The 11563-nt window shown below is 56.8% G+C and carries 19 protein-coding genes; 17 read left to right on the forward strand and 2 right to left on the reverse strand.

Translation table 11 applies throughout. The annotated features are described in order from the left end of the window. Nucleotides 1–311: 311 nt before the first annotated feature. Nucleotides 312–923 carry a hypothetical protein gene (locus tag AB8A38_RS30250; protein ID WP_439088739.1) on the reverse strand — a complete coding sequence of 204 codons (612 nt, stop codon included), beginning with the start codon at nt 921–923 and terminating at the stop codon, nt 312–314. A gap of 414 nt (nt 924–1337) precedes the next feature. Between AB8A38_RS30250 and AB8A38_RS30255 the strand changes: the two genes are divergently transcribed. From AB8A38_RS30255 to AB8A38_RS30335, 17 genes are all read left to right on the forward strand, one after another. Then, nucleotides 1338–1766 (forward strand): hypothetical protein, encoded by a 429-nt coding sequence (locus AB8A38_RS30255; RefSeq protein ID WP_439088740.1) that lies wholly within the window; start codon nt 1338–1340, stop codon nt 1764–1766. 61 nt (nt 1767–1827) lie between these two features. Then, nucleotides 1828–1995 carry a hypothetical protein gene (locus tag AB8A38_RS30260; RefSeq protein WP_439088741.1) on the forward strand — a complete coding sequence of 56 codons (168 nt, stop codon included), beginning with the start codon at nt 1828–1830 and terminating at the stop codon, nt 1993–1995. A gap of 724 nt (nt 1996–2719) precedes the next feature. Further along, complete coding sequence (locus AB8A38_RS30265; RefSeq protein WP_439088742.1) at nt 2720–3310, forward strand: hypothetical protein; 591 nt, start codon at nt 2720–2722, stop codon at nt 3308–3310. 704 nt (nt 3311–4014) lie between these two features. Beyond that, nucleotides 4015–4413, forward strand: a complete 399-nt coding sequence (locus AB8A38_RS30270) for a DUF1493 family protein (RefSeq protein WP_439088743.1) — start codon at nt 4015–4017, stop codon at nt 4411–4413. A 698-nt stretch (nt 4414–5111) separates the two neighbouring features. Continuing rightward, on the forward strand, nt 5112–5306 hold the full coding sequence (locus tag AB8A38_RS30275) for a hypothetical protein (protein WP_439071655.1): 195 nt from the start codon (nt 5112–5114) through the stop codon (nt 5304–5306). Between the two features lie 9 nt (nt 5307–5315). After that, nucleotides 5316–5525 (forward strand): hypothetical protein, encoded by a 210-nt coding sequence (locus AB8A38_RS30280; protein WP_439071654.1) that lies wholly within the window; start codon nt 5316–5318, stop codon nt 5523–5525. Between the two features lies 1 nt (nt 5526). Then, the gene (locus AB8A38_RS30285) at nt 5527–5718 is read left to right on the forward strand and encodes a hypothetical protein (protein WP_439088744.1); all 192 of its coding nucleotides are present in this window, start codon (nt 5527–5529) and stop codon (nt 5716–5718) included. Between the two features lie 10 nt (nt 5719–5728). Next, nucleotides 5729–6004, forward strand: coding sequence for a hypothetical protein (locus AB8A38_RS30290; protein WP_439088745.1), 276 nt, complete (start codon nt 5729–5731; stop codon nt 6002–6004). Between the two features lie 569 nt (nt 6005–6573). After that, nucleotides 6574–6951 (forward strand): hypothetical protein, encoded by a 378-nt coding sequence (locus AB8A38_RS30295; RefSeq protein WP_439088746.1) that lies wholly within the window; start codon nt 6574–6576, stop codon nt 6949–6951. Between the two features lie 43 nt (nt 6952–6994). Then, nucleotides 6995–7444 carry a hypothetical protein gene (locus AB8A38_RS30300; RefSeq protein ID WP_439088747.1) on the forward strand — a complete coding sequence of 150 codons (450 nt, stop codon included), beginning with the start codon at nt 6995–6997 and terminating at the stop codon, nt 7442–7444. Next, nucleotides 7441–7890: a hypothetical protein gene (locus tag AB8A38_RS30305; protein WP_439088748.1), complete on the forward strand. Its 450-nt coding sequence runs from the start codon at nt 7441–7443 to the stop codon at nt 7888–7890. Before AB8A38_RS30300 ends, AB8A38_RS30305 begins: the two co-directional genes overlap by 4 nt. Nucleotides 7891–8388: 498 nt before the next feature. Beyond that, complete coding sequence (locus AB8A38_RS30310; protein ID WP_439088749.1) at nt 8389–8565, forward strand: hypothetical protein; 177 nt, start codon at nt 8389–8391, stop codon at nt 8563–8565. A 60-nt stretch (nt 8566–8625) separates the two neighbouring features. Continuing rightward, nucleotides 8626–8802, forward strand: coding sequence for a hypothetical protein (locus AB8A38_RS30315; protein ID WP_439088750.1), 177 nt, complete (start codon nt 8626–8628; stop codon nt 8800–8802). A gap of 36 nt (nt 8803–8838) precedes the next feature. Further along, nucleotides 8839–9561, forward strand: coding sequence for an SOS response-associated peptidase (locus AB8A38_RS30320; protein WP_439088751.1), 723 nt, complete (start codon nt 8839–8841; stop codon nt 9559–9561). 127 nt (nt 9562–9688) lie between these two features. After that, entirely contained in the window at nt 9689–10084 is a 396-nt protein-coding gene (locus AB8A38_RS30325) for a response regulator (RefSeq protein WP_439088752.1), read from the forward strand. Nucleotides 10085–10106: 22 nt separating this feature from the next. Then, nucleotides 10107–10313, forward strand: a complete 207-nt coding sequence (locus AB8A38_RS30330) for a hypothetical protein (protein ID WP_439088753.1) — start codon at nt 10107–10109, stop codon at nt 10311–10313. Between the two features lie 390 nt (nt 10314–10703). Beyond that, the gene (locus AB8A38_RS30335) at nt 10704–11039 is read left to right on the forward strand and encodes a hypothetical protein (RefSeq protein ID WP_439088754.1); all 336 of its coding nucleotides are present in this window, start codon (nt 10704–10706) and stop codon (nt 11037–11039) included. Nucleotides 11040–11091: 52 nt separating this feature from the next. Here AB8A38_RS30335 and AB8A38_RS30340 read toward each other — a convergent pair. Continuing rightward, the coding region (locus AB8A38_RS30340; protein ID WP_439088755.1) for an HlyD family efflux transporter periplasmic adaptor subunit at nt 11092–11563 on the reverse strand (472 nt) is incomplete at its 5' end.

Below are 11563 nucleotides of genomic sequence, written 5' to 3' on the forward strand. Positions count from 1 at the left end.
CAACGCGCTTCCCATAACGGAGTTTAGATGCCTAAGACTGTAACGATTGCAGCAGTGACTCATGATCTCTCGCGAAAGCGTTCGCTCGTCACTCTTGCATGGGACGATACACCTGAGAAAGCAGTGTCGTTGCCAGTCACATTCGGATGCAGCTTGGATGATATCCAAAAAGAAGCAGAGGCCGCCCTCCGGGAACTGTCGGCTGAGACCGCCAGTATAAAAGTCAATTGCCCGAACTAATCAGACTGTGCATCGCTTCTAACCGATGTGCGCGCACTCACACCGTGTTGTGAGCCCCGGCACTCTGTAGGTTAGGCCATCCGCGAGAAGAAAGACCCTGGATCGAGTGGGCCCTCTTTGCCTTTTTCCTTAAGCCAAGCTTCTTGAGTGAGCGCGGTATTCGCTTTCAGGAGTTCGAGTATCGGTGTCTTCGTGATCTGCGCGTTGAGCATACCGACGGGATCCTGCTCGTCATTTATCACTGCGCCGAAAGACTGCAACACTGCTTTGATCCGGCCTGCACGATCTTCGGCAAGATCTGGGCCGACCATTTTATCCCCGGCGAAATCGACTTTATCAGCAAGGAACCTGTATTCGTCAGCGATGTCGACGCTACCGCTGTTGTAGACCCTAGCAATAACCTTGCCGTTGACTTTTATGTCGGTGTGAATGTTCTTGGTCTGATTGTCGGCCAGGCCGCCGCCGCTCGGCGGACCCAACTCTGCGCCCGACGCGAACGCCTCGGCTGGACTGATCACCGGATGATCTGCCAGCCATTTGGCTTTCATCTCCTCGGCCGTTGGCTTCTTTTGCGGCTCAATTTTCTCGAACGTGCGAAGCTCGGCATCCGAGATTTGCGACGGTAGCGCGGACATGCCGAACTGAGGTGACGATGCCAATCCTAGTGCGGAAGCGCCGATCATGTTGGCCTTCGATCCTTGTTCGATTCGATCGTCCCATATCATCGCCAGAGCTTAAAGAAAAACTTAACCGGCGCTGAAGATTGGGCTTGAATGGCGGAAGTGCCGCTGGGCAACCTTCATCGTAAGCGCTCAACCGTGACGCCCTCGCCGCCGTCAGGTAGCATGGGATCGCGTCCTCTTTCTAAACTCAGTGGCTTACTTGGAATCTGCGAGTGGCGATGACGAACCCGCGAATAGCCATAGCGTGTTTAATTGTCGTGGTTTTGATGGCCGCCTTTTTCGTGGCCGATGTGCACACCTCCTGCAAACAAGAGCATGGGCCCGACTACAAGTGCTTTCCGGGCGGGCGCCGCCTAGTTCGCTAGCTTCGGGCTCAACCACCCACGAGATATCGACCATGTCGGGATGCATTGCATGCCATCTTACCGGCCCCGCGGTAAGGTCTATGCCAAGCGGCGAGATTTCGTCTGGGGGCGTTTCTTACCTAATGCCACAAAGGCTGCCCATGCGATGCCTCATACTACTGAAAATGAGGGATATGTTTTGACACCATCGGTACGATCACAAATTCCAGGCGCACTTATTTTTGTCGGCGCTGGACTTTTTGGCGCTTATCGGCTCCTTCGCTGGCTCCTCACCGGAGAGGTATGGGTAGATTTTCGAAGCAAAGGAGAACCGAACGACTATCGCCTAATCACATTCCACGACTACCCCGTCTCCTTTCTTTTTGAATTTTTCATCAACGGACTTTTCGCAACTGCGGGAATTGTTGGCGCTATTTCTCTGGCGCGATGGATGCGCTGTTGGTGTCATGCTGACGATGGTCACGAATCAAACCGGTAGACTGGCTCTGGCATGCGGCTAGGGATGTGAAGCGTCTGCATCGCAACGCTGAGGAAACGACATGTCCGCTAAAAAGAAAACACCACCAGCCACTCACGACGACAACCCGGAATGGACGAAGGCCGACTTCGCCGCCTCGCGCCTGGCCGAAGAGTTACCGCAGGATATCCTCGCTCAGTTCAAAAACAAGCCCGGTCGGCCGCGCTCGGAGAAGCTTCCGCACCCATGACCAAGGACTGACCAAGGGCTTCCGGCAGATAGAAGGCACATCGAGTTGAACAACGGAGGGCTATCACGGACCGAGATCATTCTGATTTTGACGGGGATGTTGGCTGCTGTTTCGGCAGTCGGGTATTGGAGTTTGAATCTCTCTCGAACAGCTCAGCAACGACAGCAAATGCGGGAGCACTATGAACTGAAGAGAGAACTCAATCGTAATGATCCCTTAAAATATTTGCCGGACGCTAAATCGCGCTAAACCTACACGCTCTCACGCAGAGGATGGACAATTGCCTCGCCTGACGTGTTGTTATTTCGGACAGAAATAAGGGCCAAAGTATGGGATTTCGTGCAAACTTAGATATGAAGCTCAGGCCTTGGCCCTACGTCGCATTGGCCGCCCTATTAGGCGCCTTGGGTGGCCCGATCATTCCCGCATTCAGATACGGGTCGCTCGTCGCCATGGGATCTGCAGTTCTTTCTATCGTGGCTTGGAGTGTATTGCGACAACGCGGACTGCCTATCAGCGCGACTGTTCAAGACATGGTCGACGCCCGACAGCGCAAGGAGTCTTCACGGTCAGCCCCCGCCCCCGGCGATCATGGGCAAAGCACGCAAGGCATGACGCCTGCCCCGCCATCCGCTAAAAGGGTGGGATACAGAAACAGACGGTAGGAGGCCGAGAAGCGCCCTGCTATTATGCTTCAACAGCTAACCTCGCTGGCACCACGAAGATGACGATGCAGCGAGAACCAAATATTGTAAGGGGTGTAAAAGCCTTTGAGGGGCTTTTTGGCTGCCTGGGGATCGCGCTCTTTGCGGTGCTGTTCTTTTCAGCGACCTATTCGGTTTGGCACGTTGTGGTGCTCGATCCGACGAAGCGTGTCCCGGCATATCTCCAGGTATCGAAGGTTCTCTACGTCAAGGAGGAGAGTTGGGGCTTTGGTCCCGGCGGGAACGAGACAGGTCTCCTCGTCTATGAACTTCCCGCTGATGTCGCTGCGACGATCGCCAGCAAGGGGCTGCCGTTCTTCACTGACAATGACAATGCGCTGAAAGCGCGCCAGCAACTGGTTCCGAATTTCGATTGGTACCCGACGCCCGTCGTGCCCAACTCCGGATGGAAAGGCGACGGCCGCACGCCCGCTTCGATCAATTTGTTCCTCAACCGATACGGCTTTGGATTAGATTTCGATCAAAGCTTCATCGCGATGGCCGATCAGGCCAAGAACGCGCTCGGCAACTTCTATAGCTACGGCTCCGGCGGCCGATTGCTGGTCGTGTCGCCAGAGCTTCGCAAGGTGATCTTCGCCTATTCGGGATAGTCTCCATGGCGACTCGCCCCGCCATCGGGGAAAATGGGATATGGTCTTTTCTGAATTCAGTGGCTTGCTTGGAATCTGCGAGTGGCTGCGACCGGGTCCCTTTGTGCAGCTGCCATGCTAGTGAACCTGACGCTGTGGGCGATGAAACGACGCCGCCGCACTCACGAAGGCTGACGTGGCTTACTTTCTGGGAATTTTGATCTTTATGATGCCGATAGCTGTGCTCATCGGCTTTGGCTCGAAGCAAGTTGCGGCGCGTTCGCCACGGGGCTGGACTTGGCTAAAAGTTGCGTGTCAGTCCGTCCTGCTGAGTGCCTGCTTGATCGGTTTCATCGTAGCCCTAGATGTGTTTTGGAGCGGCCAAGATATGTTGGGGCTTACTCTGCTATTTTTGCCAATCACGGCGATGGGAGCCTTGATTTGCGGCGGCGCGATGGTTGGGAATCTTGTCGGCATGCCTCCGCGCTCCTCACCAGGGAGAGAAACATGGATTCGTCACAGAAGCCCGCGTTGCAATCGGTTTATCTGCCGACCCGCATCTGATGCCGAAGTTTGACCATCGCTGGCATATCGTGGCGAAATGCCCAGAGTGTGAGACGTTGTTCGGCAGCTTCAGCGCAGACGAAGATGATTTGCACAGGATCCCGGTTGAGGATTGCGGCCGGTTCTGGATGCATCGTTCATAACCGAAGATGGAGAGCGTCATGGCCGCCGACTCGCCGCTCGATCCGGACGGCAACGTCACCCGGTTTCTGATTGCAGCCGGATACAGGGCGCACGAGCTTGCGCCGCTGCACATGGGGACACGCCTGTTTCACGACCTCGGCCTGTACGGCGACTCCTCGGACGACGTCATGGCGATGCTTCAAAACAAGTTCGGCATCGACCTGTCGGATTTTCCCTTTGACCGCTACTTCCCGCCGGAGTTCGAGGGCAAAACCCGTTTCCAGGCCTTCCTGCTGAATCTCAGGATGCCGCTGCAGTCGCGGCTGATCCGCGATCGCACGAAATTCGAGCCGCTCACCCTGCAGCAGATCGACGACGCCATGCGCGCCGGGCGATGGCTGCCGCGAAGTTCGAAAGAGACAACCTGCTCGCAGTGATCATAAACTTGTTGGCCGAAAGGAATCCGATGGACTAGGCCACCTCAGTCATGGGCAATGATCGTTCGAAGTGGTCCCGGCTGGAGCCCAAAAAACGATAGGGGCCGCGAAAACGCGGCCCCTGATATGATTTACCAGCGGCGCCCGCCACGCCAGCCCCGGTCCCACCCGCCATAGCGTGGACCGTATCCATACCGCGGACCGTATCCGTATCGGGGCGCATAGCCGGGGGTGCGGAAGCAACGTCCGAAGCGGTCGCAAACTAGCCTCACCTGCTCAGTGTTATGTCCGACACCTGCGCCGGTTGCCAGTCCGAGCGGCATCGCCGATGCCGCTCCTGATACTGCCGTGCCTGCTAGAGCGAGCAGCCCGAAAATAGCCAACTTTAACTTCATCTGGTATTTCCTGTATTCAAAAGCCCCAGTCACCACTTACCTGTTCCTTCCTGAACTGGAGCTGAGCGCGCGGATCCCCCCGTCATTTTCCATGGCTTCAGCACTCTGGCGAGAACACCACGCCTCTCGCGGTGACGCCCTCCCCGCCATCGGGTAAAATGGCGGGATGCAGGACCATCTTTTCGATCTTATGACTTTGGGCATCTTTCTCTTCGGCGTAGTGCTGATCCTTCAGACGCACGAGGAGCCAAAGGACGGCTCTTACTGATGGGCGGGATGCGGAACGCCGTTGGTCGACTTAGAATGACTGTGGTGACGATGAGAAACTGGAAAGACGATATTGATCTCGACTGGACGCTTCGCGACATCTACGCCAACCGGCTAAAGATGTCGCCGATTACCGAAGATCAGCTGAGTGAACTCCTTGAGATGGGCCTGGCCGAGGTCGTCGACGATCAGGTGAAGCTCACCGAGAGAGGGTATCGGAAGATTGCTTGAGGTGTTGTCATGGCAAGACGCCCGATTAACAAGACCTGGACACCAGAAGACATTGCTCGATTGATTATTCTTGCAGATGGCGGCGCAACGGTGACGCGGGCCGCTGCCGCCCTCAGACGGCCGGCCACGGCGGTGCAAAACAAGGCACGCGAACTGGGGAAGCCTTTGGTGGGTATTCGAAAGGCCAAGGCGGCAATACGAGCCCATATCGAGGAGTAGCATGCAGGACTTCAAACAGAGGCTGGAAAAGTTGCGTGCGGACGCGGAAGATTGCCTTCTTATCAGCCAGCTTGCCACGAACCCGGTTAAAAGGAACGCATTCGCGCAGCTTGCCGACGAATACCAAAAGATGGCCCACGACCTCGAGGCGCTTATTGCATCTGGAAACGTTCCGGGCGACCTAGCGATATGACCGAGGCGCAATGACCACGTTCATCTTCACGCTCACGCCTGACGCGTCTTCGGCTGCTGTCGAACGCGCCATTGCAGAGTTGGACGCCGCCTTCCCTCAACACGAGTTTCTTGCCGGGGACCCGGACACCGGCGGTTTCGAGAACACCATCCTAGCGTTACATGCCAGCGCCGGCAGCGGTGACCTACCCGGCGAGATCGTACTGCCGAACCTAGCGCAGGTTTCGGAAGTAAAAATGGCTTTCCGGAAGATCGTCGAAGATTTGAAAGGTTGGAAGCCGTCGTAATGTATGAATGAAAAATCCCGCCGAAGCGGGATTCCAAGCAGCGTCTTCTTCGGGCCCATATAGCCTCATCGGGAATTCAGAACGAAAAGATGATGATCGCCTGTCCCGCATGACCTCTTCACGGTGTCGGGATCCGGTTCAATCTTCCTCGGTCCGCTGCCGGTCTTGATGCGCGACCAGCTGAGACCGCCAAATAGCGAACCGCCGCTCAGCTTCATCGGCTTGAGCTGTCGTCTGGGCGTCTCGAAGCAGATGAGATATTTTCCATCCCTCGATGTTTCCATGCCTACTGGTCGATGATCGTCGTAGATCGGTGGCAACGCCACTGAGCCTAATCTTTCGGTTTATGTCGATTTGATTTGAGGCATCCATCGTTCGCCGCTCCGATGTCGGCTTCCAACAACAACGTAAACGCCCGAAGGTTGCATATCTCGATTTTGCTCTACTAAAACTAGTGCCCTCCGCGCCAGCGACAGTTTCCTAGCCCGAAGTTCAACCTCAGCGGACTCGACTTTTGTTCTTCTTATGTTCTAATTGAGGGTATGACGGATAGACCTGCAAGCTGGCGGATGCCGACGCCCAAACAGATGGAAAAGCTGGCCTCCAAGCCAAGCCGCCCACCTGACCCGCCTATTCCGGCGCCCGGCCCTGGAGACGATCTGCCGGATGCGTACTGGGATTCCATCATCCGGGATCCTCGCGGCCAGATCCGCACCGGCGTTCCAGTTCAACAGCGCCGCCTCTCTGAGATTCCCCGGCACGTCCTGCGCGTGTCCTGCCGCCGCTGTGATCGGATCGTGGAGATCCAGACCGTCGATGCGGTGCGCGTCTATGGCGCCCACGCGATCTGGAAAGACGTCGGCATGAAGTTGCTCGACAACGGCTGCAAAGAACGCACAGGACGCCTCGAGGAGGACGGCTGCTGGCCCTCATTCGAGACGACATAGCATTTTCGATTTTGCATTTTGACCGTCACGCTTGGACGCCCCTATGGCTCCGAAATATCGCCCCACGCCCCTGTCAGGCGGCGACCGTAAGGCTCTCAATAAAGAGCTGACGAAGGCGCGCGGCGTGACGCTGATGCTTGCACGTCAATCAGAAGAGCTGCGCGCGAAGGGTGAAGCGCTGATCCGGGACGCCGACAAGCTTTCGTGTGAAAGCTGGAACGAGCGCATGTGGGCGGACGGTGAGCCGATCGACCCGTCACCGATCGTCGACCAGGCTCTCAACGGCGGCTTCCCCTGGCTCGAAATCGAATGCTCAAGGTGTCGGATCAAACGGGACGTCAGCCTGGCTGAACTCCCGCACGTCGGCACGACATGCATCCACGACTTGGCCAGCCGCCTCCGCTGCGAGCGATGTTCGAAAAGCGGCAAGCGCCCGCTGGCGACGTTGCTGCAGTTGGCGCCCAGCCCACGGCATGCTGTGGAGACGCCATGATGCCAGAGCTGACACGGAGACGCATCGACGAGCGCTTTGAGACATGGGAAATCTGGTACGGCGACGTGCAGGTCGGCACCATCGCTCAGCAAGACTGGGATCCGAACCCGGAAAGGTCTGGTATCTGGAAATGGTCTTGCGGCTTCTACCCCCTCAATCGCGATGAATGTTTCAGAGGTGAAGCCCGCGACTTCGAAACGGCCCGCGCCGCCTTTGACGCTGCCTGGAAGGTGTTCCTCCCCAAACGCACCGAGGCTGAATTCGATGCTTCGCGCCGGCAGCAACAGTGGACCGCCAACAAATACGCGCTATGGGATGCCGGTTATCGCAACAAGCTGGGTCGAGGCCCGATCCGGTGCGCATGCGGCGCGATGTTCAACCCGGGCATCTACGAACAGACCATGGTCCATATCAGCCACATCACTGGGCGCGAACCCGGGACATGATCGTGCCTTGATGGCAGCTCGCAAATTGAGTCACAGCAACCTATTTCTTGGGAGGGCGAAGATCGCCTGCACTGAGCCAACCGCGAACGCGGTCGTTGTGCGGTGATGGACTACATGGGCGGCAGAGAAATTTTCGCTCGCCTCCGTCAGGAGGCAGGTCAAAATTCATGGTGCTTCCGCACTTGATGCAAACAGGTCTAGGCACGGCCGCTCCTATGCCGCGACGATGCGGAGCCGCATAGGATCAGCTGCGGCGTCTTGCGTCCAATGCGAATATTGCGGGATGAAACGACTGATTAGTTCCGCCCTTTGTGGCAATCTGCTCTTAACGGGGAAAGCACCTGCTCCAGCGCCAAAGCCCCGTACGCCTACCGACTGAGCGCAGATATATGCCACCTGCCACTCCGAAAACGTGGTACGTTGACCTATCACCGCTCGACTAGGGACAACTATTCGTGCGGAGAGTCTCGTTGCTCCCGTCTTTTAAGGCGCAGAACGATGCCTGATTATCGCGCCTATATCGTAGGAAAAGACGGACATTTCGAAAGCTTTGAAGTCATCCAGGCCGATTCCGACGAACAAGCCTTGAAGGTTGCAGAGAAGCTCGTCGATGCTCACGACGTCGAACTCTGGCACCTTGCTCGCAAGGTCGCGGTGCTTAAGCACAAATCCTAGTCCTGCATCGAACAAAACATCTCTTCGGCCGTAAATGCGACGTCGGGACGGAGATGTGGCGTGCCGGACGATCGCGGCAAAGAGGAACTCTATCGGCGGCTGGCGCAAGCGCGTCGGCTGATCGTTGAGCCGCTTGACCCGCTTACGGTAGAACGATTAGAGGCCTTAGTATTAGAGCTCGAAAAGCAACTCGACTTGGCAGAACTGAACGACACCGATGCGCCGGGGACCGGTTGACTAGACCGAGCGAGGACGTCCCGGCACTATAATCGCATGTGCAATCTATATTCGATGACGAAAAACCAGGCGGCTATCCGCAACCTGTTCAAAGTCGATCGCGACATAACGGGAAACCTCCCGCCGCTGCCGGGCATCTTCCCCGACCAGATGGCTCCGATCGTGCGCAACAGCGCCGATGGCAGAGAACTGGCGATGCTGCGCTGGGGCATGCCATCGTCGAGTGCTGCGCTGTTCAAAAAGGCGAAGACCCGCGCCGGCAAGTTGGAGGCCAAGGGCAAACCGGTCGATTTCAAGGCGCTGCTGCGCAAAGAGCCCGACAAGGGCACGACCAACATTCGACGACTAAACAGCAAGCATTGGACGCGATGGCTGGGGCTTGAACATCGCTGTATCGTGCCGCTCACGTCCTTTAGCGAATTCGACAAGGCCACTGGCCTCGACATCTGGTTCGCTCTAGACGAAAGCCGCCCCCTCGCCTGCTTCGCCGGCCTCTGGACCAAGTGGACCTCAGTGCGAAAGATCAAGGAAGGCGAAACGATCAACGATCTGTTCGGCTTCCTCACGACAGACGCCAATGCAGAGGTCTATGAAGTCCATCCCAAGGCTATGCCAGTGATCCTGACCACACCCGAAGAGGTCGACGTCTGGATGAACGCGCCATGGGCGGAAGCGAAAGCATTGCAAAGCCCGCTGCCCGATGGGACGCTCAAGATCGTCGCCCGCGGCGTCAAGAAAGATGAAGCACCAAACCCATGAAGACGACGTAGAGCCACGGCGGTCCTAAGCCGACGCCACCCCCCCGGGAAGTCGATGGAACTTTCTAATGTTCCAACTATTGTCGCGCGACTGTCAATGGCGACAATTGCGGGGGGGGGACGCAGCGGTGGAAGACCTATTCGTAATCTTGCTCGTTGAAGACGAAGAATTGATCCGCAACGTAGTCGAAGACACATTGGACGATGGCGGATTCAAAGTCGTTCTCGCCGAGTCTGGCGAAGAAGCGGTAAAGCTACTCGACGCCTCCGACCCAAAATACCGCGCGCTCGTCACGGATATAAAACTGGGTGGTCACGGCACCCTGACGGGCTGGGACGTGGCCAGGCACGCAAGATCGATCGATCCTGAATTGGCGGTCGTGTACATGACCGGCGATAGCGCAGCGGAATGGGCCTCCCAAGGGGTGCCGAACAGCGTATTGTTGACCAAGCCCTTTGCGCCCGCACAATTGATAACAGCGGTGGCACAGCTTCTCAACGTTGGCGGCCAGACTCCTACTTAATGGACCAGCCTGAGAGATTTTCATGACCTATGACGACCAGATTGGAGCAGCCATCACAGACCCAGACCTCGACAGGTTGATAAAATTCGCCTACGGCGATACCTGCAGATGCACGACCGTCAAAGGCGAACCAGTTTGCGTCTGCAAGATGTTCGCGGCAGCCTTGCGCTCAAAGGTTGTTCCGCGTTCACTTTTCGAAAACAGGATTGAGGGAGTTGCCTTTCCCTGAGCGAGCTACTTTCTCTTGATAGCAAGCATTTCGGGAATATTATGTAACGCAGAGAAGCTAACCGTCATGGGCTGGCCATGCCGAGGACTCGAACCCCACCCTGTCAGAATTGCGGAGCCGCCTCTCATTGGATTAGGTGCTCGCTCCCCGAAAATGGCCTCGTCGTGCATTCTTACGAGTGCCCAAAGTGCAGCTTCATCCAAACCGCTGTTGAGCCAGATCCCGCGCTCCAAGCTGCGGGTTGGTTAAAGGGCGAGCTGCGACCTCCGGAGAAATTGCCGTGACCAAGCGTCTGCTCGCAAAACCGTGGGATGCTGAAGAGGTCGCCAGGCTGAAAGCGCTCGTCGACAACGGAGCGACTGCTTTGCGAGCCGCGGCAGCACTTGTCCTATGAACTATGACGACGAACTCCGCATGCGTCCCACCCGTCTTAATGGAGATGTCGCAGGCCCTAACGACTATGTGGTGATGTGGCGAGGCATCACCGTCGGCCGCATCCTTCAGCAGCCCGGCACGCCCGTCGGCAAACCGAACTGGTTCTGGGGCGTCAACCTGCCCGGCCAGCCGCAGCCGACCGCACACCGTGGGATTTGCAGCGACATCGAGGAATGCAAACGACGATTCAAAGTAGTCTGGTCCGGCCGCCATCAAGTTGCGCCCACATCGTTGCTGCCGCACGATGAACTGGCGTTCTCATCACCGATAAAAGCCACATCCTATCAATGAATGCGGCGGAACCGGAAGTTACTTTTCACGCTCGAAAATCGCCAATTTCTAATTACCTTTCGCGGAATGCCCGGTTCATTTGGTCGGTAAACGGCTTCACCAAATACGACGCTGCTGTTCTCTCTTTTGTCGAGATGAACACCTCGGCAGGCATTCCGGGAACGAGCCTCATATCCTTAATCTTCGACATGGCGTCAGTCGTGAGCTGAAGATAGGCCATGTAGTGCTCTTGCCCATTTGACGCGTCCTTCACCGATGCCGGCGATACCATAGCGACGCGCGCTGTAAGCTCAGGCGTGGTTGTACGGTTAAACGAAGTCAACCGCACCCGGGCGCTCTGCCCTTCTCTGACCTGATCAATATCGGTAGGAGAGATCTTCACCTCGAACTTCAGCTCGACACCTTCAGGCACGATGGTGGCAATGCGCGCGGCCGGCGTGATGACCCCTCCAATGGTGAACACGAAGAGCTCATTTACGTATCCGGTGATCGGCGAACGAATCTCGGTACGTGATAGCCGGTCC

Origin of the sequence: Tardiphaga sp. 839_C3_N1_4, from assembly GCF_051811045.1 — a bacterium.
Taxonomy (GTDB): Bacteria; Pseudomonadota; Alphaproteobacteria; order Rhizobiales; family Xanthobacteraceae; genus Tardiphaga.